The sequence below is a fragment of the Actinokineospora spheciospongiae genome, from assembly GCF_003182415.1.
Taxonomy (GTDB): Bacteria; Actinomycetota; Actinomycetes; order Mycobacteriales; family Pseudonocardiaceae; genus Actinokineospora; species Actinokineospora spheciospongiae.
Genome location: NZ_QHCP01000003.1, coordinates 217,489 through 237,482 on the forward strand (window position 1 = coordinate 217,489; position 19,994 = coordinate 237,482).

Here is a 19,994-nt window from a genome sequence, read left to right on the forward strand (position 1 = left end):
CGAAAACCCCGGTCGCACATGTCCTGCTCACCCGCTCGCAGTAGCCTTCCCTACGCTTGGGCAACCGTTTCACCCGCGTCCACCCCATGGCGCGGCCGGGGAGGGAGACGTCGGCGATGCCGTTCTTCGGGCAGGTGTGGGTCTGGAGCCTCGCCGGTTTCCTGGTCGGTTCCCTGCTGTGCTGGCTGCTGATCGCCAACCCGGCCCGCAAGCGGGTCTTGGTGCTGGAGCGCAGGCTGGCCGAGGACCGCCGGGTCGAGCCGGTGCGCGGCACCGAGCAGGCCCCCACCCCCGAGCGCACCGCCGTGGTCCCCGGCTACGCCGACGAGCGCGACGAGTACGACCGCCGCGACAGCGACATCCGCCCCCTCCACGACGACCCCGCCCACGACGTCGACGACCACCACCCCGACGACCGCCACCCCGACCGCCACGACGGGTACGACCGCGACGACGCGGCCCCGCACCCGGACCGCGCCGACGGCGACCACGGCGACGACCTCCGCGACCACCGCGATGACCACCGCGATGACCACCGCGACGATGACCGCGGCGACGACTTCCACGACGACCGCGCCCCCGGCAACCTGTTCGTGCCCACCGAGGCCGCCGCGGAGACCACCCGGTACCTCCCGCCCACCCCCGGGGACCACGACGACCGCGACACCGACAGCGGTGCCACCCGCGGCGACCTGGCCCACTTCGGCGACCTGGGCGACCTCGCCGCCCACGCCCACGACGACCGCGGGAACGACTTCGCCGACGACCGCGACGGCTGGTACGCGGGCCGCGACGCCGACGGCGAGCACCTCGTCGACGACCTGCCCGGCCGCTCCCGCGACCTCGACGCCGAGCGCGCCGACGACGACCGCATCGACCTCGTCGACGATGGTGACGACCACGGCACGATCTTCACCCAGCACACCGAGCGCATCCCCGCCGCGCTGATCCGCTCCCTCGACGACAGCACCCCCGACCCCGACGCCGTCCCCCGCCACGGCGCCGACCAGGACGACCTCGACCACCGCGCCGACCAGGACACCGCCGACCAGGGCCACCCCGACCAGGGCCACCCCGACCACGGCGACCCGGACCGCGACCACGTCGAGCACCGCGCCGACCTCGACCACGCCGACCTCGACCACACCGACCGCGCCGAGCACGGTGACCACGCCGAGCACGACCGGCCCGCCGACCTCGACCACACCGACCTCGACGGCGACCGCGCCGACCAGGACGAGCCCGCCGACCAGCCCCGCGCCGACCAGGAACCGCCCGCCGACCAGGACCACCGCGGCACCCGCCGCCGCCGCGCCCGCCGCGACGAGCACGACGCGGACCTCGCCGACGACGACGCCCTGGTCGACGACCTCGCCGACGACGTGGACCAGGACCTCGACGAGGTGCTGCCCGCCGAGAACCGCCGCAGGCACGCCCCCGGGTCGCTCTCCGGCGCGCTGCCCGAGCTGACCCCGTTCGGCAGGCCGGTCGAGGAACCCGCCGCCGAGACCAGCATCGTCCCCAGGATCACCGACGAGCGCCCGGCCGACCCGGAGCCCGCCGCCGCGGAGACCACCTTCGTGCCCCGGGTGACCGACGAGCCCCAGTCCCGCCCCGAGCCCCAGTCCCGCCCTGAGCCTCAGTCCCGCCCCGAGCCCCAGCCCGAGCCCGCCCCGGAGCCGGAACCCGCCGCCCGGGAGCCCGAGGTCCCCGCGGGCATCACCCCCGCCTACACCCCGGCCGGGCCGCAGCGCCCCGGCGACCCGCTGCCCAAGCGCGTCCCCTCCCGGCCGCGCACCCGCGTCCCGTTCGGCGGGACTGGTGCCGCGGGCGGGTCGGCGCCGCTGCCGGAGCGCCAGAAGGTCCCCGCCGCCTCGATGGGCGCGCCCATCCCGTTCGGCGTGGAGACCACCAGCAACGGCGGCCGGGAACGGTCCCTGTTCGAGCCGATCGTGCCGGTCGACGAGGCCCCGGCGGCCAAGGCGGAGGCGGCCCCGGCGCACGCCCAGCAGCGCAGGCGCGGTGCCCGCACGCTCCAGCAGACCGCGGGCGGCGTCGACCCGTTCGTGCCGCCCGGCCCGTTCGGCCCCGGTTCGGCGATGCCGCTGCCCGGTGGCCGCCCGCCGTCGGGCGAGTACACGATCAAGGCCAGCGTGACCGCGCTGCGCTACTGCTCCCCGGAGTCGCCGAAGTTCGACCGGACCGTCGCCGAGGTGTGGTTCCGCTCGGTCGACGACGCCGAACGGGTCGGGTTCCGCCCGCTCCCGTGAGGCGACTGGCGTCCGCCGGGCGCGGGTGGTAGCAAGTTCCAGGGCGCGCGGACGGGCCGCGCCACCCGATGGCGAGGAGGCCAACCCCGTGCGGCGACCGCTCCTGTTGTCTGCCCTGCTGCTCCTGGCGGCGGTCCTGGTCGCCTGGAACCGCAACGCCAGGCGCGCCGCCGCGGCCCCGGTCACCGCCCCCGCGAGCCCGTCCCCGGCCGAACCCGCCGCGGCAGCCCCGGCCGCCGGTCCCCACGACGCCGGTCCCCACGACGCCGAGCCCCACGACGCCGAGCCCCACGACGCCGAACCCCACGACGCCGAGCCCCGGAGCGCCAGGCCCCAGGACGTCGAGCCCCGCAACGCCGAAGCCCCGGACGTCGAGATCCCGGTGGGCCAAGGCGCCCAGGTCGACGACGCCTGGTACGACGACACCCCGACCGGCGCGTTCCCGGTGCAGCGCCACCCGGACGCCGAGGTCACCCGCGTGTCCGGCAACCTCGACGACGTCCTGTAGGACCCCCGAGCAACGACTGAGGCCCCCACCGCCGGTGGGGGCCTCAGTCGTTGCTCGGGGGTCGGTCAGTCGCCGACGACCGTCCAGGTGTCCCTGCCGCGCAGCAGGGACTGGAGGTCGGCCTTCCTGGTCTCCCGCGCCTGGGTGACCTGGGCGCGCGCCGAGTCGTCGTAGGTCGGCCGCGACACCGAGCGGAACACGCCGGTGACCGTGTGGCTCAGGTCCTGGGCGGACAGCCGCGACAGCGCGAACGCGTACGACGGGTCGTCGGTGTGCGCGTCGTGCACCACCAGCGCGTCCTCGCCGACGTCGGCGACTCTGGCCACCTCCAGCGTGCCGAACCCGGCCCGCACCACGCCGAACTCGCCGCCCGCGCCGAACCGGATCGGCTTGCCGTGCTCCAGCGGCACCAGCCGCTGCTCGGCCTCGCCCGGCTCCTTGAGGACGTCGAACGCGCCGTCGTTGAAGATCGGGCAGTTCTGGTAGATCTCCACCAGCGCCGTGCCCCGGTGCTCGGCGGCCTGCCGCAGCACCTCGGTGAGCCCCTTGCGGTCGCTGTCGAGCGCGCGGCCGACGAAGGTCGCCTCGGCGCCCAGGGCCAGCGAGACCGGGTTGAACGGGTGGTCCAGCGAGCCCATCGGCGTCGACTTGGTGACCTTGCCGGTCTCCGAGGTGGGCGAGTACTGGCCCTTGGTGAGCCCGTAGATCCGGTTGTTGAACAGCAGGATCTTGAGGTTCACGTTGCGCCGCAGCGTGTGGATCAGGTGGTTGCCGCCGATGGACAGCGCGTCGCCGTCGCCGGTGACGACCCACACCGACAGGTCCTCGCGCGCGGTGGCCAGGCCGGTGGCGATGGCGGTGGCGCGGCCGTGGATGGAGTGCATCCCGTAGGTGTTCATGTAGTACGGGAACCGCGACGAGCACCCGATGCCGGACACGAACACGATGTTCTCGCGCTTGAGGCCCAGCGACGGCAGGAACGACTGCACCGCGTTGAGCACGACGTAGTCGCCGCAGCCCGGGCACCAGCGCACTTCCTGGTCGGACTTGTAGTCCTTGGCCTTCTGCGGCTCGTCGGTGGTCGGAACACCGGCCAGCCCCCCGAGGCCGGGCAGACCAAGCTCGATCGCGGTCATCGTGTCACTCCCCAATTCGCTGAGAAAAGATCACTCCGCACTTCGCCCGCAAGCTCGCTCATGCGTCGATCCCCTTGACCACACCGGTCAGCACGTCCTGCAACTCCTCGGCCATGAACGGCAGACCGGCCACCTTGGTGTGGCTGATGACGTCGACCAGGTACTTGCCGCGCAGCAGGAGCGCGAGCTGGCCCAGGTTCATCTCCGGGACCACGACCTTGTCGTAGGACCTGAGCACCTCGCCCAGGTTCCCCGGGAACGGGTTGAGGTTGCGCAGGTGCGCCTGGGCGATGGCGTGCCCCTGCTTGCGCACCCGGCGGCAGGCGGCGCCGATCGGGCCGTAGGACGAGCCCCAGCCCAGCACCAGCACCCGCGCCTTGCCGGACGGGTCGTCGACCAGCAGGTCGGGCACCTCGATGCCGTCGACCTTGGCCTGGCGGATGCGGGTCATCCGGTCGTGGTTGTTCGGGTCGTAGGAGATGTTGCCGGTGCCGTCGGCCTTCTCCAGCCCGCCGATGCGGTGCTGGAGACCGGCGGTGCCGGGGACCGCCCACGCCCGCGCCAGCGTCTCCGGGTCGCGCAGGTACGGCCAGAACTCGCCGGACCCGTCCGGGGCGTTGGGCTCGGTGGCGAACTCGACGCCCAAGTCCGCCAGGTCGCCGACCTCGGGGACCAGCCACGGCTCGGAGCCGTTGGCGATCGCGCCGTCGGACAGCAGCATCACCGGCGTGCGGTACTTGAGCGCGATGTGCGTGGCCTCCACGGCCGCGGCGAAGCAGTCGGCGGGCGACTGCGGCGCCACGATCGGCACCGGGGACTCGCCGTTGCGGCCGAACATGGCCTGCAGCAGGTCGGCCTGCTCGGTCTTGGTGGGCAGGCCGGTGGACGGGCCGCCGCGCTGCACGTCGATCACCAGCAGCGGCAGCTCGGTCATCACCCCGAGGCCGATCGCCTCGGACTTGAGCGCCACGCCCGGGCCCGAGGTCGAGGTCACGCCCAGCGCGCCGCCGTAGCTGGCGCCCAGGGCCGCGCAGATGCCCGCGATCTCGTCCTCGGCCTGGAAGGTGGTGATGCCGAACTGCTTGTGCTTGGACAGCTCGTGCAGGATGTCCGAGGCCGGGGTGATCGGGTACGTGCCCAGCAGCACCGGCAGCCCGGACTGCTGCGAGGCGGCCACGATGCCGTAGGCCAGCGCGGTGTTGCCGGTGATCTGCCGGTAGGTGCCGGGGCTCAGCTTCGCCGGGGCCACCTGGTAGGTGGTGGCGAAGGACTCGGTGGTCTCGCCGTAGTAGTAGCCCGCGCGGAAGGCCAGCACGTTCGCCTCGGCGATGTCGGGCTTCTTGGCGAACTTCTCCCGCAGGAACTGCTCGGTGCCCTCGGTCGGCCGGTGGTACATCCACGACAGCAGGCCCAGGGCGAACATGTTCTTGCAGCGCTCGGCGTCCTTCTTGCCGAGGCCGGTCTCGGCGAGCGCGCCCTGGGTGATGGTCGCCATGGCGACCTGGTGCACCTGGTAGGCGGCCAGCGAGTCGTCCTCGAGCGGGTTGGCGTCGTAGCCGACCTTGGTGAGGTTGCGCTTGACGAACTCGTCGGTGTTGACGATCAGCGTGCCGCCCGCGGGCAGGTCGGCGATGTTGGCCTTGAGCGCCGCCGGGTTCATCGCCACCAGCACGTCGGGGCGGTCGCCGGGGGTCAGGATGTCGTAGTCGGCGAAGTGCACCTGGAAGCTGGAGACACCGGGGATGGTGCCCTGCGGGGCGCGGATCTCGGCCGGGAAGTTGGGCATCGTCGACAGGTCGTTGCCGAACGCCGCCGCCTCGGAGGTGAACCGGTCGCCGGTGAGCTGCATGCCGTCGCCGGAGTCACCGGCGAACCGGATGACGACCCGGTCCAGTTTGGTGATCCCGGCTCCGCGGGTGCTCCCGGCCACGTCGCCGTCCAAGCCTGTGCTCATGAGCTGCCGATCCCTCTCTCCTGACAGCGGTCCGTCCGCGGGTCAGGCCGCCCGTACCCGGCTTCCCGGCGGGCCGCGCACCGTCCGAGGCTAGTCTCCGGCCGCGCGCTGACCGCCGACGTACCGGCAGCAGGTCGGCTGTTCGCCGCCTTTGTCCACGGTAGGCACCCGGTGGGCCGAGGCCCGCTGGGTGCGTTGTAGATCACAAAGAGTCCACTCCCACGCCGGGTGGCGATGGGATATGGGCGTACCGATTAGTGTAACCGGCGGTTACAGCTATCCCAAGCTCTGGTCGACGGTTCCCGCTGTGTGGATGATTCTGCCGGATCGCGCTTGTCGTCGGCACAAAGCCGACTTAAGCGCGGCTTGGACCGGGCGCGGGGTCAGGACGAGCCGGAGATCCGGGCCTTCATCGTCGCCAGCAGCTCGGCGAACTCGGGCGTGCCCATCGACTCCACCTGCGCGACCAGCTCGGCGTCCACCGCCTCGGCGTGCCCGGTCATCGCCGAGGTCGCCCGCAGCGTCCGCTTGATCGTCTTCACCAGCTCCCTGGGCCCCCTCGCCGCCGGGGCCGCCAACTCGACGGCGGCGGCGACCAGCGCGTCGTGGTCCCCGTCCACGGTCGCGAAGGACAGCCCCAGCCGCCGCGCCTCCTCGGCGTCGGGGACCTGCTTGAACAGGGTCATCGCCGTGGCGGTCTGCGGGCCGACGACGCGCTGCAACATCCAGGTCATCCCGCCGCCGGGGTGGATGCCAAGCTGCAGGAACCGCGCGTCGTAGCGGGCGCGCGGCCCGGAGATCCGCACGTCCGCGGCCAGCGCCAGGTTCAACCCGGCCCCCACCGCCGCACCCCCCACGGCCGCGACCGTCGGCAGCGACGAGTTCGCCACCGCCAGGAACCCGGCGTAGATCCCGCGCAACCCCTCGGCCTTCGACTCACCCAGCACGGTGAGGTCGGCACCCGCGCAGAAGGCGGGCGGAGCGCCGGTCACCACGATCGCGGAGACCTCGGGGTCCTCCTCGCACTGCCGCACGAGGTCGGCGAGCCGCGCGGAACTGGCCAGGGTCAGCGCGTTGCGCCGCTCGGGGTCGTTGAGGGTGAGCACGGCGACGCCGTCGCGCCGCTCCAGCAGAACCGCGTTGTCCATGGCCGACAACCTAGCCCGGCGCACCCCCGGGCAGCGCCCGGTGTGGACTCCGCCACCACCCCCTGCCTGCACCCCCGCCCACCGTCACCCGGGCTCCGGCCCGGCGGGCCGCTCCAGGAGCGTGGAGAGCACCACGGTGGAGACCGTCCGCGACACCATGTCGACGCTGCGCAGGCGTTCCAGGGCCTCTTCGAGGTGGTGGATGTTCGCCGCGCGCAGGTGCACGATCGCGTCCGCCGACCCGGACACGGTGTAGGCGGCCACCACCTCCGGCAGGGGTTCGAGCCGCTGCCGAATCCGGTCGGGGGACACGTTCCCCTGGCAGTGCACCTCGACGAAGGCCTCGGTGCCCCACCCCAGCGCCTCCGGGTTCACCACCGCGGTGAACCCCTTGAGCACCCCCAGCTCCAGCAACCGGTCCACCCGCCGCTTCACCGCAGGGGCGGACAGGGACACGGCCTTGCCGATCTCGGCGTAGCTCGCCCGAGCGTCGGCGACCAGCCGCGAAATGATTCGCTGATCTATCACGTCCACACGCAACATACTGCCGGTCAACAGGCAAGGAAGCGACATTGAAGGAGGTCAACGGGGTCAATAGATTTCGATCCATGACGCCACCCGCGAGCACCGCCACCCTCGTGCTGCCCGTCCCCACCGCGGCCGTCGCCCACGCGGAGCGGGTCCCGACCACCCGCCGCTACCTCATGTGCGAACCCAGGCACTTCACCGTCGAGTACTCCATCAACCCCTGGATGGACCCCACCCGACCGGTGGACACCGCGCTCGCGGTGGCCCAGTGGAACGCCCTCGTCGCCACCTACGAGTCCCTGGGCCACCGGGTCGAGCGCATCGACCCGGTCGACGGCCTCCCCGACATGGTCTTCGCCGCCAACTCCGGCACGGTCATCGGCGGCAGGGTCCTCGGCGCCCGCTTCCGCGCCCCGCAGCGGGCCGCCGAGGCCGACCACTACCGCCGCTGGTTCCTCGACCACGGCTACCGCGACGTCGTCATGCCCACCCGCGTCAACGAGGCCGAGGGCGACCTCACCTGGACCGGCGAGGTCCTCCTGGCCGGAACCGGCTTCCGCACCGACCCCGCGGCCCACGCCGAGGCCCAGGAGGCGCTCGGCGTCCCGGTGGTCTCCCTGTCCCTGGTCGACCCGGCCTACTACCACCTCGACGTCGCCCTGGTCGTGCTCTCCGAGGCCACCCGCGCCCGCCCGGCCCACATCGCCTACTACCCGGGCGCGTTCAGCCCCGGCACCCGCTCAGCCCTGCGCCGCCTCTACCCCGACGCCGTCCTCGCCACCGAGGCGGACGCCGCCTGCCTGGGCCTCAACGCCGTCTCCGACGGCCGCAACGTCGTCCTCGCCGCCGAGGCCACCCACCTCGCGGCCGAACTCGAAGCCCACGGCTACACCCCCCACCCGGTGGACATCTCCGAACTCCGCAAGTCCGGCGGCGGCCCCAAGTGCTGCACCATGGAACTCCGGGGCTGAGCACCGGTCGGTTCCGCGGCGGAGCAGTGCCGACGGCCTTGCGCCGCACCGCGATCGCCCGGGTCGCCGACCCCGCCGAGGGGGCGCGCGCCCCCTCGGTGAGCGGACCTCAGCTCGCCAGGAACTCCAGCAGCGCGGCGTTGAACTCCTCCGGGTGCGAGGCGTTGATCCCGTGCGGACCGTCCTCGATGATGTCGCGGGCGTGGCGCCGCTGCGCCTCGCTGACCTTCAGCGTCGACCCGGCGGTGAAGAAGTTCTTCGTGAACTCGTCCAGGAAGGCCTGGCGGTCGGTCAGGACCCCCTGCTGGAAGGCGCCGATCGTGGCCTCGTCCAGGCCGCCGTCCGGGTTGTCGTCGGTGCGCAGCAGGTACGGGGGCACCGCGGCGGCCAGCACGGCCCGCGACACGCGCGAGGTGCCGTACCGGCTCAGGTGGCGCACGACCTCCCCGCCGCCCATGGAGAAGCCGACCAGGGTGGCGTTGCGCAGGTCGAGGTGTTCGAGCAGCGCGTTGAGGTCCGCCGCGAACGTGTCGTAGTCGTAGCCGGTCCACGGCTGGGAGGACTCACCGAAGCCACGGCGGTCGTAGGTCACGACCCGGTGACCGCTGTTGACCAGGGCGGGGACCTGGGCTTCCCAGGACCGGCCGCTCAGCGGCCAGCCGTGGACCAGCACCACCGGGGGGCCGTCGCCGAAGTCCTCGTAGTGCAGTTCGAGCGTGTCGTCGATGCGCAGCGCGGGCATGGGCGGCGGATTTCCCGGGGTGCGGTGTGGACACGCGGAAGTGATCGCGATCACAGCGAGTCGGGTGTCATGTGGGCCCGCACGGGGAAATACCTGCCCGAGCAACCAGAATTCCCGTACAGTCGATCGCATCCGGCCAAGCCGGGTTCTTCCCGCCCTCCCTCGGCAGCGGACTCCCGCAGCGAGTGGACGCGGACCTCATCGTAAGGAACAGCCCTTGAACGAGAACACCCAGCACCGCGACCTCCGCAAGGTGCCCGTCCCGGTCTTCCAGAACGTGCCCGAGCCCGAGCACGAGGAGCAGCCGAAGGTCACCCACGCGGTCACCGCCGTCCCGCGGCCCGTCTTCACGAGCCCGCAGGCCTGAGCAGCAGGGTCACCGCCTCGGCCACCCCGGTCGAGCCCGCGGCGCCGGTCGCCAGCCTGCGCAGTTGCAAGCCCGCGACCAGTGCCACCACCGGACCGGTCAGCCGCTCCGGCTCGGGTACGCCCAGACCGGTGAGCACGGACAGCGCAAGCGCGTCGTACGCGGCGAAGCACTCCGCCGCGGCGTCCCGCAGCGACGGGTCGCGGCCCGCCTGGATGTAGAGCTCCAGCGGCGCGATCTCCTCCCGGCCGAACACCGTGCTCTCCACGACCTGCTCCACCAGGGCCGCCGCCTGCTCCACCGACACCGGCCCGCGCTGCTGCCGGGCGAACGCGGTCAGCCTGGTCGTCTCCTCCCGCACGAACAGCAGCAGCGACTCGCGCAGCAGTTCGGTCTGCGTGGCGAAGTGGTAGGTGATCGACCCCAGCGAGACGCCCGCCTCGGCGGCGACGCGCCGGTTGGTCACCCCCGCCACACCGGACGCCCCGATCACCCGCAGGACCGCGCGGAGGATGCGCTCACGCACGCGGCGGCGTCCGCTCGTACCAGCGCTCGACCTGCTCCAACTCCGCTGCCAGCGAGAACAGCAGCGGCTCGCTGTCGGCGGGCCCGAGCAGTTGCGCCCCCACCGGCAACCAGTCGTCGGTCAGCCCCGCGGGCACGTTGACCCCGGGCCAGCCCAGCACGTTCCACGGCCAGGCGTACGGGCACGACCGGATCATCGTCCGGTCGGTCTGCCAGCCGGTCAGGCCGTCGATGCCGCCCACCGGCAGCGGCGGTTTGGCCGTGGTGGGGGTGAGCACCACGTCGGCCCGGTCGAAGATCCGGCCGACCCGCCTGTGGAACAGGCCCAGGGTGGCGTGCGCGGCGGCCAGCGCCCGACCGCGGAGCAGTCCACCCATCCGACCGTTGTCCCGCGTGCGCCGGTCCAGCAGCGCCGGGTCCGGCACCCGGCCGTGCCAGTCGTTGAGCCCGCCCAGCGAGCGCGGCAGGAAGTTCAGGCCGATCAGGCCGTAGGCGGGGTCGGCGAGCACGATCTCGTGGCCCAGCCCGCGCAGCACCCTGGCCAGCCGCACGACCGCCGCCCGCACCTGCGGGTCCAGCGCCACCGGCAGCCCGGTGAACGCCGGGCGCAGCGACAGCGCGATCCGCAGCCGCCCCGGCGGGGTCCGCGCGGCGTCCTGGTGCGCGGTGCCGGTGTCGGCCAGCACGTCGAACAGCAGCGCCGCGTCCCCCACCGAGCGGGCCAGCACGCCACTGGTGGTGATGCCGTTGAACAACTCCTTCTCCGGCAGCGGGGAAAAGCGCCCGCGCTGCGGCTTGACGCCCACCAGGTGCGTCCACGCGGCCGGGATGCGCACCGACCCGGCCCCGTCCGACCCGACCGCCGCGGGCACCACACCCGCCGCGACCGCCGCCGCGGACCCGCCGGAGGACCCGCCCGGGCTGTGGTCGAGCCGCCAGGGGTTGCGGGTCACCCCGAACGCGCTGCCCTCGGTGATCGGCCACTGGCCGAACTCCGGGGTGTTCGTCTTGCCCACGACGACCGCGCCGGAGGCCTTGAGCAGCCGGACCAGCTCGCAGTCGGCGGTCTTGACCGGGAACTCGCCCGCGCAGCCGAACGCCGTCGGCGCCCCGGCGAGGTCCACGTCGTCCTTGATCGCGATCGGCACGCCCAGCAGCGGCAGCCGCTCGCCGTCGCGCAGCCGCTGGTCGGCCGCGCGGGCCTCGGCGCGCGCCTCCCGGTCGCGCACGAACCGGAACGCGTTGAGCGTCGACCGGGTGTCCTCGATCTCCGCCAGGGCCCGGTCGACCAGCTCGACCGAGGTGACCGCGCCGTCGGCAAGCGCTTGCGCGGTCGCCACCAGCCCGGCGAACCGCAGATCCGGTGTCGTCGTCATCGCCGCCTCCTGTTCGTTCGAACGAACAGTAACAGCGGCCGGTTTGGCGACCACCCGCCACGAGGGTGAGGATGGGCCGCGATGAGCACGAACCCCGACACCCCGCCCCGCCGCCGCTCGCGCAGGCAGGAGACCCGGCTCTGGCGCGTGCCGGTGGTCCGCGTCCAGCGGGTCACCCCGCGCCTGGCCAGGGTGACCGTCCAGGACCCGTCGCTGGCCGACCTCGCCGGGGCGGGCACCGACCAGAACGTGATGCTGTACTTCTACCCGGAGGGCACCGAGCTGCCCGAGCCGCTGACGCTGGAGTCCGCGCGCGGCCTGTGGTCCAAGGTCCGCCCGCTGACCAGGACGTACACCATCCGCCGCCACGACCCGGCCACCGACGAGGTCGACTTCGACTTCGTCCTGCACGGCGACTCCGGCCCGGCCTCGGCCTGGGCGTCGCGGGTCGAGGTCGGCGACGACGTGGTCTTCGTCGGCCCCTCACCCGCCTACCAGCCCGACCCGGCGGCCGACTGGTACCTGCTGGCGGGCGACGAGACCGCGCTGCCCGCCATCGCCAACATCCTCACCGCCGTCACCGCCCCCGTGCGCGCGTTCGTCGAGGTCGCCGACGCCGCCGAGGAGCAGGACATCCCCGGCGTCACCTGGCTGCACCGCGACGCCCCCGCGGGCGAGAGCACGGTCCTCGTCGACGCGATCCGCGCCGCCGACCTGCCCGGGGGCACCCCCGAGGTGTGGCTGGCGGGGGAGCGCGCGGCCATGGTGGCCGTGCGCGCGCACCTGTTGGAGGAGCGCGGTTTCCCGCGCAAGCAGGTCCGCCCCACCACGTACTGGCGGTCGGGCGAGAGTGGCAACTGACTCAGTGTCCGGTTGGAACTTCTCGCCCCCGGCCCGCGTTTGACCTTCCGGACCGAACAACGACTTCACACCGGGGAGGAGCGCGCCGTGCACCGCCACACCAACGCGGTCAAGACCGCGCTGCTCCTCGCCGGTCTCAGCGCGCTGATCGTCCTGGTCAGCTCCCTGTTCGGCGCCACGGCCCTGCTGATCGGCCTCGGCGTGGCGCTCGTGGTCAACGCCTACGCGTTCTTCAACTCCGACCGGCTGGCGCTGCGCGCGATGCGCGCCCGCCCGGTCTCCCAGGCCGAGCAGCCCGCGCTGTACCGGATCGTCCGCGAACTGGCCACCGCCGCCCGCCAGCCCATGCCCCGGCTCTACCTCAGCCCCACCCAGGCCCCGAACGCCTTCGCCACCGGCCGCAACCCCAGGAACGCGGCCATCTGCTGCACCACCGGCCTGCTCGACCTGATGAGCGAGCGCGAACTGCGCGGCGTCCTCGCCCACGAGCTGTCGCACGTCCGCAACCGCGACATCCTCGTCAGCGGTGTGGCGGGCGCCCTGGCAGGCGCGGTCAGCGTGGTCGCGAGCCTCGCCCTGCTCACCGGCCTCTTCGGCGATGACGACGACGAGGACAACAACCCGTTGATGCTCCTGCTGGTGGCCGTCCTCGGCCCGATCGCCGCCACCATCGTCCAACTGGCCGTCAGCCGCTCCCGCGAGTACCAGGCCGACGCCTCCGCCGCGGAGCTGACCGGCGACCCGATCGGCCTGGCCAACGCCCTGCGCAAGCTGGACGCGGGCACCCAGGTGGCCCCGCTGGCCCCCGAACCCGCCCTGGTCTCCCAGTCCCACCTGATGATCGCCAACCCCTTCCGCCCCGGCGACGGCCTCTCCAAGCGGTTCTCCACCCACCCGCCCATCGCCGACCGCATCGCCCGCCTGGAACGCCTGGCCCTCCCGGACTTCTGATCCACTCCCGGGATTTCCGCCCGCCCGACCTCTAACCTGAGCCACGTGCGACGAGACCCGCCGATCACCTTCCGCGGCGCCCTGCAGATCCTCGGCCACCACGACCGCCCCTGGCTGACCCGCCTCAACGGCCTGCTCGGCGGCGTGGTCCTGGCGGCGGGCGGCATCCCCCCGATCACGGCCCTGTTCGGCTGGGTCGACCAGAAGAACGAGGCCACCGCACTGACCAGGCAGGCGCTGGACGCGGTGTCCGACCGCCTCACCCGCACCGGCGGCCTGGACCGCCACCAGTTGGTCATCGCCGCGCACACCACCATCGCCACGGCGGCGGTCTTCGACACCATCCACGCGGCCTACCCGGAGTCCAACCTCACCGACCCGGAAAAGCTCGGCATCCTCACCGCGAACTGGGCGGACAAGGGCGAGTCCCTGGTCCGCGCCCTCTACGCCGCGGACGTGCCCACCCCGTCCCTGGTCCGAGGCTTCCACGAGAACACCGCCGTGGTCCGCTCCTGGGCGATGAGCCTGCTGAACGAGGTCTTCCACTTCCTCGACGGCCTCGACCTCGACGCCAGCCCCCGCCAGATCCCCCAACTGCTCGCCCTGGTCGAATCCGCCTACCGCGACTCCTACCTGATCCTCGCCGCCACAGTCCCCGAGTTCAAGGTCTGGTCCGACCTCGGCGAACACGCCGCCACCCGCTCCGCCCTGGCCCGTTTGGAATCCCTGCTCACCACCCCCGTCGCCGCCCAGCCCCGCGACCTCCGCGACACCGTCCGCGCGATCAACCGAGCCGAACTCGACCGCCCGATCATCGACGTGGACACCGACGGCTACGGCACCGACGCGGTCTTCCCGGCGGTCTCGGACATCTTCATCACCCCCCGCTTCCGCGCCTGGTACGCCAGCCGCGGCTCCCGCCTCGGCGACGAGCAGTGGTGGCAGGAAATCTCCCTGGGCGAAGACCTGGACCTGGTCCTCGCCCGCCACTTCCTCACCGGCGAGGCCACCAAACGCCCACTGCTGCTCCTGGGCCACCCCGGCGCAGGCAAGTCCCTGCTCACCAAGGTCCTCGCCGCCCGCCTCCCGGACTCGACGTACACGGTCATCCGAGTCCCCCTGCGCCGAGTCGACGCGGACGCCCACATCGCCGACCAGATCCGCGAAGCCCTCTCCCAGTCCACCCACGGCCGCGTCGACTGGTCCGCCCTCGCCGACCAGAGCGCCGACACCGTCCGCGTGGTCCTCTTGGACGGTCTCGACGAACTCCTCCAGGCCACCACGAACGACCGAGGCGGCTACCTCACCGACGTGGTCGAGTTCCAGCGCCGCGAAGCCGCCATGGGCCGCCCGGTGGCGGTGGTCGTCACCTCCCGAACCCTGGTGGCCGAACGGGTCCGCCTCCCGGACGCAACCCCCGTGGTCAAACTGGAGGAGTTCGACGACGCCCAGATCGACCAGTGGGTGTCGGCGTGGAACCAGCACAACACCCGCCCGATGGACGCGGAAACCGCCAAGGCGCAAGGAGAACTGGCCCGCCAGCCGCTCCTGCTGCTGATGCTGACGCTGTACTTCACCGACCCGGCGGTGGGCCCGGTGGAGGACCTGTCGGAGTCCGAACTGTACGGCCGCCTGTTCGACACCTACGCCCGCCGCGAGGTCACCAAGCAGGCGGGCCGAGTCCCCCCGGACGCGGAGTTCGAGGAGGCCGTGGAAACCCAGTTGACCCGGCTTTCCGTTGCGGCCCTGGGCATGTTCAACCGAGGCCGCCAGTCCATCACCGAAGCAGAACTCACCGCCGACCTACTCGCCCTGGGCGAGCAGGTCCCCGACGGCGGCAAACTCCTGGGTGAGTTCTTCTTCGTCCACTCCGCCGAGGCGACCACAGGAACCGTCCACCGCAGCTACGAGTTCCTGCACGCCACCTTCAACGAGTACCTGGTGGCGGCCCGCGTCGTCGACGTCCTCCGCGACCTGGCCGAAGGAACCTTCGCCCGCCGCAAACGCCACCACCCCGACGACGACCTGCTGTTCACCCTGCTGTCGTACCAACCCCTCACCACCCAACGCCCGGTGCTGGCCTTCATCACCCAACTGTTCGACACCCTGGGCGACGAAGCCGACGACATCGCGGCGGCCCTAGACCTCCTGCTCCCCACGCATCGCCCACCCGGGAACCGCCACCCCGAGTACCGCCCCCTCCCCGCTGACCACATCCGCGCCAGCGCGGCGTACTCGGCCAACCTGTTCCTGCTCCGCGCCACCATCGCTCCGATCGACCCGGAGACCGTGTGGCCGCAGGACGAAACGGACAGCCGGTGGATCGCCTTGGCCGACCTCTGGGCCGCGGGCTTGGACAGCGATGGCTACCGCTCGCTGTTCGGCGTGTTCAACTTCGCGAGCGGCAAAATCCGCTCCTCACCGGGCGCGTCCACCACCGGCTTGGACCTCCTCGACGCGCAACACCTGCGAGGCCGCCGTGCGGTCCTGGAACAGTTCAGCGTTGCGGTCGTCCTCGACCGGCACTACAGCGGATTCGGCAGGGGAAATGACTGGGCGGTCCACTGCTCGGGCTGGCTGACCGCACTGCTCGTCCAACCCGACTCGTTGGCCTATGGTTTCCTGACTCCGCCGGATTGGACCGAGGTGCAGGAAATGGCGGAGGTCGCCAACCTCGCCTACGGCGTGCTGGCCGTGCGCTGCGGCGACTGGGGACCGAAGTTCGTCGAACGCTATCTCCGCTGGCTCCTGCGGTTGCCGCTGCTGAACCCGCCCTCGCCCCTGCCCATGATGCTGGCGTACCACCACTACCGGGAGGTGTTCGACCGGTTGCTCTCCGAGGTCGAGAACGACCGGACCCCATACTGGGCGGAACTCCTCCGAACGCTGACCCCTGAACGCCTGGCCAACTTCCCGGTCGGCACCATCGCCGACTACCTCGGAAGCGTCGACATCAGGCTCCCCAAGTTCTGAGCGAACCCGGGGAGCCCGGTGGTCAGCCGGTGGCGCCCGCGGCCTTGGCCAACTGCATCACGTACTGGCCGTAACCGGACTTCGCCAGCTTCGCGCCCAGCGCGTACGCCTCGTCGGCGGAGATGAACCCGCGGTCCAGGGCGATCTCCTCCAGGCAGGCGAGCCGAACCCCGGTCCGGTGCTCCAGCACCTGCACGAACTGCCCCGCCTCCAGCAGCGAGTCGTGCGTGCCGGTGTCCAGCCAGGCGAACCCGCGGCCCAGGTCCAGCAGCCGGGCCCGCCCCTGCCGCAGGTACTCCAGGTTCACGTCGGTGATCTCCAGCTCGCCGCGCGGGGAGGGCTCCAGCCCCTTGGCGATCTTCACCACGTCGTTGTCGTAGAAGTAGAGCCCGGTGATCGCCCGGTTCGACTTCGGCTCGAGCGGCTTCTCCTCGATGGAGACCAGCATCCCGTTCTCGTCGACCTCGCCGACGCCGTAGCGCTCGGGGTCCTTGACCGGGTAGCCGAACAGCACCGCGCCGTCGATGTCGGAGACGTGGGCCTTCATCAGGTGCGAGAAGCCCACCCCGAAGAAGATGTTGTCCCCGAGCACCAGCGCCACGTCGTCGGACCCGATGAACTCCTCACCGATGATGAAGGCCTCGGCCAGCCCGTTCGGCGCCGCCTGCTCGGCGTAGCTGAAGCGCACCCCGAACTGCGACCCGTCCCCCAGCAACCGCTGGAAGTTCGGCAGGTCGGTCGGCGTCGAAATGATCAGGATGTCCCGAATCCCGGCCAGCATCAGCACCGACACCGGGTAGTAGATCATCGGCTTGTCGTACACCGGCAGCAACTGCTTCGACACCGCCTGGGTGATGGGGTGCAACCGGGTCCCACTACCCCCGGCGAGAACGATGCCCTTCATCACGGCTCCTGTCGTAAGTCCTTGATCTGACCGGTCCCGCACGCCCCCCGGCCCCCGATCCCTCGGAGTCGAGGCTACCGCGACCGACCGGGGCTCCTCGCCCGGTTCGTCCCGCCACCCTGCCGCGCCCCGAGCGCCACCACTGCTCCCGATTGCGCAACCCTGCCCGCCGCCACTCGCGGCCCGCCGGACGCCCACTCGGCCCCACCACCGCACCCCCGCCGCCAAGCCCCGGCACCCGCCCTCGAGACGCCGTGCCCGCCACCGAGATGCGGTGCCCACCACCAAGCGCCGACACCCGCCACCGAGATGCGATGCCCATCGTCAAGACGCGGTGCCCACCGACGAGGCGTGGCACCCTCCTCGAGACGCAGCCCCCGCCGTCGAGATGCGGTGGCCGCCCCCCGAGATGCGGCGACAGCCGAGATGCGGTGGCCGCCGGTCAGCGGTAGTTCGTGAACTGGAGCGCGATGCCGAAGTCGCTCGCCTTGAGCAGGGCGATGACCTCCTGCAGGTGGTCCTTCTTCTTGGCCGAGACGCGTAGCTGGTCGCCCTGGATCTGCGCCTGGACGCCCTTGGGGGCCTCCTCGCGGATCTTCTTGCCGATCTCCTTGGCCTTCTCGCTGCTGATGCCCTGCACCAGCGTCCCGGTCACCCGGTACGTCTTCCCCGACAGCGTGGGCTCACCCACGTCGAAGGCCTTCTGGGAGACGTTGCGCTTGACCAGCTTCTCCTTGAACACCTCGATGGCGGCGGTGCACCGCTCCTTGGTCTCGGCCTTGATGGTGATCGCCTCGTCCCCGGCCCAGCTCACCTCCGCCCCAGTACCGCGGAAGTCGAAGCGGTTCGCCAACTCCTTGGCCGCCTGGTTGAGCGCGTTGTCCACCTCTTGCCGGTCAACCTTGCTCACCACGTCGAATGACGGGTCCGCCACGTGTCTCGCACCTCCGCGTTCAGGGCTCACTGGGGTCCCGTGGATGCTACCGCCGCCCGCCCCACCCCCACCCCCGCGCGTCAGGGGGTACCCGTTGGCGGAGCCCCGGGGGCATTGGGTAAGGTCTCCGTCGTCCACAGTGGTGGACACCCGGCGGGTTGCCCGAGCGGCCAATGGGAGCGGACTGTAAATCCGTCGCGAAAGCTACAGAGGTTCGAATCCTCTACCCGCCACAGCAAGGCCCGTGTTCTCACTGCGAGAACACGGGCCTTTGTTGCGGTTTGGTCTTCTGTTGGAGCAGCGCCAAGAACTCCGCCGGTGTCAATCCCGCTCGGCGGATGGTGGAGGCGAGGGCGCCGCGCTTCACTGTGCCGTGCACGGGATGGTCACGGTGCGTCCGTCGGCGTTGCGGTGGACGGCATGGCTGCCTTTGGTGCGGGTGAAATCGAAGCCGACGGCATCGAGCGCGCGGATCACCTTCTTGACCGAGAGGTTGGACAGGGCTGAACTCACGCGGCGGTGGCTGGGATCTGGAACGAGGTGACCAGGGGCGTAGTGGTGACCTCCGCCTCGGGAACCTCCGCGAAGTACAGTTCAACGGCTTCGCGGAGGTTGGCCAGGGCCTCTTGGATCGATTGGCCCTGGCTGGCAACGTCCACCTCCAGGCATTGGGCGATGAACCAGTCCTCTTGCTGGTGCACTGCTGCGGTCAGCGTTCGCTGTTCGCTCATGTGCCCCAGTGTCCACCTGCCCAGGCCACGTGTCTCCCGCAGACGCCGGGCCGGTCACGCGTTGGCAGTCGTGGGTGCGTTCGCTGTTTGCTAACGGTCTCCCGCCTCATCAGGTCCCGTGTCTCCTGTGAACGCCGGGTTCGGCTTGCCGGGCAATTGCGCTGATGTCGTATTCGGCACCGGCGGCCGTGTGGTCAGCATTGCCGATGCGGGAATGCGTGCTCGGGGTTTCGGGCGGGGGCCGGCCGCGCCCCCTGTGGTGCGGCCGGTCCCCGCGGCGTTGGGGACTGCCCTTTCCGCGGCTGGCTGGGCTGCGGAAAGCATGGGAACAATCGATCGAATTCGGGTGTGCTGCCGAATGGTGGGGGGTGGTTGGGCTTTCTGTGGTAGCGCGGTGGCGCGTTTGATGGATCTCTGCTGGTAAGCCGGTGAAGTCGAGGGTGGATCACCCGCAAGAGGGACGTCGGGAGGGGTGGGGGTGGTTAGTTTTCGGCTCCGAACCGATTGGTCCTACGCAGGGGGTTTGCTGAGATGGCGTGGAAAAGACGTGTGGGTGCGGTATTCGCGGTTGTCGCGGTGTTGGGGGGCTCCGGGGTGGGTGCTTCGGCTTCGGCGGACAAGGACAAGGGCAAGCGGGAGGGGGAGGTCGTCGCCCGGGTGGTGGAGGGGGAGCCGCCTTCGGGGGCGGTGAAGGTGGAGTTGGTGCCGGACACCGGGGCGGATCGGGCGACTGGGGAGGTGGGGGTGCAGGCGGCGTTCCTGCCGTTCAACTTCAACTTCGACTTCACCGTCAGCCTTGCCTCGCGGACCTTCTGGCCTGTTCTGGGGCGGGCGTGCGTGAGCCTGCGGGGGACCGGGAGCGCTGACCCGAGCTACTACCAGCGGGAGGTGAAGGTCGAGATGTGGGACGCCTACGGCACCGACACCAAGAAGGGCCTCACCGCCCGGTACTCGCTCAACGGCGGCTACTACGGCTACTGCTGGTCGGGCCTGTCCTCCGGGCACGAGCACTACTTCCGCATCTACAAGGACTGGAACCTCGGTGCCCGGGTGTGGGGCAACGGTTGGACCTCGCCCATCTGACCCCCTGGTCCGAGGACGGGGCGGCGACAACC

The 19,994-nt window shown here is 71.6% G+C and carries 19 protein-coding genes and 1 tRNA gene; 9 read left to right on the top strand and 11 right to left on the bottom strand.

The window, feature by feature from the left end; all coding sequences use genetic code 11:
* Positions 1-116: 116 nt before the first annotated feature.
* Both DFQ13_RS08500 and DFQ13_RS08505 read left to right on the top strand, forming a co-directional pair.
* The gene (locus tag DFQ13_RS08500) at positions 117-2,270 is read left to right on the top strand and encodes a sunset domain-containing protein (protein WP_110079442.1); all 2,154 of its coding nucleotides are present in this window, start codon (positions 117-119) and stop codon (positions 2,268-2,270) included.
* A gap of 88 nt (positions 2,271-2,358) precedes the next feature.
* Positions 2,359-2,778, top strand: coding sequence for a hypothetical protein (locus DFQ13_RS08505; RefSeq protein WP_110079443.1), 420 nt, complete (start codon positions 2,359-2,361; stop codon positions 2,776-2,778).
* Between the two features lie 65 nt (positions 2,779-2,843).
* Here DFQ13_RS08505 and DFQ13_RS08510 read toward each other — a convergent pair whose 3' ends face one another.
* The 4 genes from DFQ13_RS08510 to DFQ13_RS08525 form a co-directional block, all read right to left on the bottom strand.
* Entirely contained in the window at positions 2,844-3,914 is a 1,071-nt protein-coding gene (locus DFQ13_RS08510; RefSeq protein WP_035279426.1) for a 2-oxoacid:ferredoxin oxidoreductase subunit beta, read from the bottom strand.
* A gap of 58 nt (positions 3,915-3,972) precedes the next feature.
* Positions 3,973-5,868 (bottom strand): 2-oxoacid:acceptor oxidoreductase subunit alpha, encoded by a 1,896-nt coding sequence (locus DFQ13_RS08515; protein WP_110079444.1) that lies wholly within the window; start codon positions 5,866-5,868, stop codon positions 3,973-3,975.
* Positions 5,869-6,251: 383 nt separating this feature from the next.
* Positions 6,252-7,016 (bottom strand): enoyl-CoA hydratase, encoded by a 765-nt coding sequence (locus DFQ13_RS08520; protein WP_110079445.1) that lies wholly within the window; start codon positions 7,014-7,016, stop codon positions 6,252-6,254.
* Between the two features lie 84 nt (positions 7,017-7,100).
* Positions 7,101-7,550 (bottom strand): Lrp/AsnC family transcriptional regulator, encoded by a 450-nt coding sequence (locus DFQ13_RS08525; RefSeq protein ID WP_035279433.1) that lies wholly within the window; start codon positions 7,548-7,550, stop codon positions 7,101-7,103.
* 74 nt (positions 7,551-7,624) lie between these two features.
* Here DFQ13_RS08525 and ddaH point away from each other — a divergent pair, with 74 nt between their 5' ends.
* Positions 7,625-8,515, top strand: a complete 891-nt coding sequence (gene ddaH / locus DFQ13_RS08530) for a dimethylargininase (protein WP_084175341.1) — start codon at positions 7,625-7,627, stop codon at positions 8,513-8,515.
* Positions 8,516-8,624: 109 nt separating this feature from the next.
* Here the strand turns inward: ddaH and DFQ13_RS08535 are convergent, their stop codons facing one another.
* Positions 8,625-9,257, bottom strand: coding sequence for an alpha/beta fold hydrolase (locus tag DFQ13_RS08535; RefSeq protein WP_110079446.1), 633 nt, complete (start codon positions 9,255-9,257; stop codon positions 8,625-8,627).
* A gap of 217 nt (positions 9,258-9,474) precedes the next feature.
* On the opposite strand from DFQ13_RS08535, the gene DFQ13_RS33670 reads away from it, so the two are divergent.
* The gene (locus DFQ13_RS33670) at positions 9,475-9,624 is read left to right on the top strand and encodes a hypothetical protein (RefSeq protein ID WP_161784432.1); all 150 of its coding nucleotides are present in this window, start codon (positions 9,475-9,477) and stop codon (positions 9,622-9,624) included.
* Here the strand turns inward: DFQ13_RS33670 and DFQ13_RS08540 are convergent.
* Both DFQ13_RS08540 and DFQ13_RS08545 read right to left on the bottom strand, forming a co-directional pair.
* The gene (locus tag DFQ13_RS08540) at positions 9,605-10,150 is read right to left on the bottom strand and encodes a TetR/AcrR family transcriptional regulator (RefSeq protein WP_110079447.1); all 546 of its coding nucleotides are present in this window, start codon (positions 10,148-10,150) and stop codon (positions 9,605-9,607) included. The two genes, DFQ13_RS33670 and DFQ13_RS08540, sit on opposite strands and share 20 nt — an antisense overlap.
* Entirely contained in the window at positions 10,143-11,525 is a 1,383-nt protein-coding gene (locus tag DFQ13_RS08545; protein ID WP_110079448.1) for an amidase, read from the bottom strand. The genes DFQ13_RS08540 and DFQ13_RS08545 overlap by 8 nt, the downstream gene beginning before the upstream one ends.
* Positions 11,526-11,606: 81 nt before the next feature.
* On the opposite strand from DFQ13_RS08545, the gene DFQ13_RS08550 reads away from it, so the two are divergent.
* The 3 genes from DFQ13_RS08550 to DFQ13_RS08560 all read left to right on the top strand — a co-directional run bounded on the left by DFQ13_RS08550 (position 11,607) and on the right by DFQ13_RS08560 (position 16,310).
* Positions 11,607-12,386 carry a siderophore-interacting protein gene (locus tag DFQ13_RS08550; RefSeq protein WP_063935897.1) on the top strand — a complete coding sequence of 260 codons (780 nt, stop codon included), beginning with the start codon at positions 11,607-11,609 and terminating at the stop codon, positions 12,384-12,386.
* 87 nt (positions 12,387-12,473) lie between these two features.
* Positions 12,474-13,337 carry a zinc metalloprotease HtpX gene (gene htpX / locus DFQ13_RS08555; RefSeq protein ID WP_110079449.1) on the top strand — a complete coding sequence of 288 codons (864 nt, stop codon included), beginning with the start codon at positions 12,474-12,476 and terminating at the stop codon, positions 13,335-13,337.
* A gap of 45 nt (positions 13,338-13,382) precedes the next feature.
* Positions 13,383-16,310 (top strand): NACHT domain-containing protein, encoded by a 2,928-nt coding sequence (locus tag DFQ13_RS08560; protein WP_110079450.1) that lies wholly within the window; start codon positions 13,383-13,385, stop codon positions 16,308-16,310.
* A gap of 22 nt (positions 16,311-16,332) precedes the next feature.
* Here DFQ13_RS08560 and rfbA read toward each other — a convergent pair whose 3' ends face one another.
* Together rfbA and DFQ13_RS08570 are read right to left on the bottom strand one after the other, a co-directional pair.
* Positions 16,333-17,214: a glucose-1-phosphate thymidylyltransferase RfbA gene (gene rfbA / locus DFQ13_RS08565; RefSeq protein ID WP_110079451.1), complete on the bottom strand. Its 882-nt coding sequence runs from the start codon at positions 17,212-17,214 to the stop codon at positions 16,333-16,335.
* A 442-nt stretch (positions 17,215-17,656) separates the two neighbouring features.
* Positions 17,657-18,148, bottom strand: coding sequence for a YajQ family cyclic di-GMP-binding protein (locus DFQ13_RS08570; protein WP_035279447.1), 492 nt, complete (start codon positions 18,146-18,148; stop codon positions 17,657-17,659).
* Between the two features lie 152 nt (positions 18,149-18,300).
* Here DFQ13_RS08570 and DFQ13_RS08575 point away from each other — a divergent pair.
* Positions 18,301-18,381 (top strand) — tRNA-Tyr (locus DFQ13_RS08575).
* A 130-nt stretch (positions 18,382-18,511) separates the two neighbouring features.
* Here DFQ13_RS08575 and DFQ13_RS34375 read toward each other — a convergent pair.
* Both DFQ13_RS34375 and DFQ13_RS08585 read right to left on the bottom strand, forming a co-directional pair.
* Positions 18,512-18,661, bottom strand: coding sequence for a type II toxin-antitoxin system HicA family toxin (locus DFQ13_RS34375; RefSeq protein ID WP_200873317.1), 150 nt, complete (start codon positions 18,659-18,661; stop codon positions 18,512-18,514).
* Positions 18,658-18,879 carry a type II toxin-antitoxin system HicB family antitoxin gene (locus tag DFQ13_RS08585; protein ID WP_035279449.1) on the bottom strand — a complete coding sequence of 74 codons (222 nt, stop codon included), beginning with the start codon at positions 18,877-18,879 and terminating at the stop codon, positions 18,658-18,660. Before DFQ13_RS08585 ends, DFQ13_RS34375 begins: the two co-directional genes overlap by 4 nt.
* A 594-nt stretch (positions 18,880-19,473) precedes the next feature.
* On the opposite strand from DFQ13_RS08585, the gene DFQ13_RS08590 reads away from it, so the two are divergent.
* Positions 19,474-19,962, top strand: coding sequence for a hypothetical protein (locus DFQ13_RS08590; RefSeq protein ID WP_146241167.1), 489 nt, complete (start codon positions 19,474-19,476; stop codon positions 19,960-19,962).
* Positions 19,963-19,994 lie beyond the last annotated feature (32 nt).

Bases quoted from the DNA above. Each gene is read 5' to 3' on its own strand.
- ddaH (WP_084175341.1), top strand. From the start codon at position 7,625: ATGACGCCACCCGCGAGCACCGCCACCCTCGTGCTGCCCGTCCCCACC.
- rfbA (WP_110079451.1), bottom strand. From the start codon at position 17,214: ATGAAGGGCATCGTTCTCGCCGGGGGTAGTGGGACCCGGTTGCACCCC.
- DFQ13_RS08545 (WP_110079448.1), bottom strand. From the start codon at position 11,525: ATGACGACGACACCGGATCTGCGGTTCGCCGGGCTGGTGGCGACCGCG.
- DFQ13_RS08585 (WP_035279449.1), bottom strand. From the start codon at position 18,879: ATGAGCGAACAGCGAACGCTGACCGCAGCAGTGCACCAGCAAGAGGAC.
- DFQ13_RS08535 (WP_110079446.1), bottom strand. From the start codon at position 9,257: ATGCCCGCGCTGCGCATCGACGACACGCTCGAACTGCACTACGAGGAC.
- DFQ13_RS08510 (WP_035279426.1), bottom strand. From the start codon at position 3,914: ATGACCGCGATCGAGCTTGGTCTGCCCGGCCTCGGGGGGCTGGCCGGT.
- DFQ13_RS08550 (WP_063935897.1), top strand. From the start codon at position 11,607: ATGAGCACGAACCCCGACACCCCGCCCCGCCGCCGCTCGCGCAGGCAG.
- DFQ13_RS08500 (WP_110079442.1), top strand. From the start codon at position 117: ATGCCGTTCTTCGGGCAGGTGTGGGTCTGGAGCCTCGCCGGTTTCCTG.
- DFQ13_RS08520 (WP_110079445.1), bottom strand. From the start codon at position 7,016: ATGGACAACGCGGTTCTGCTGGAGCGGCGCGACGGCGTCGCCGTGCTC.
- DFQ13_RS08515 (WP_110079444.1), bottom strand. From the start codon at position 5,868: ATGAGCACAGGCTTGGACGGCGACGTGGCCGGGAGCACCCGCGGAGCC.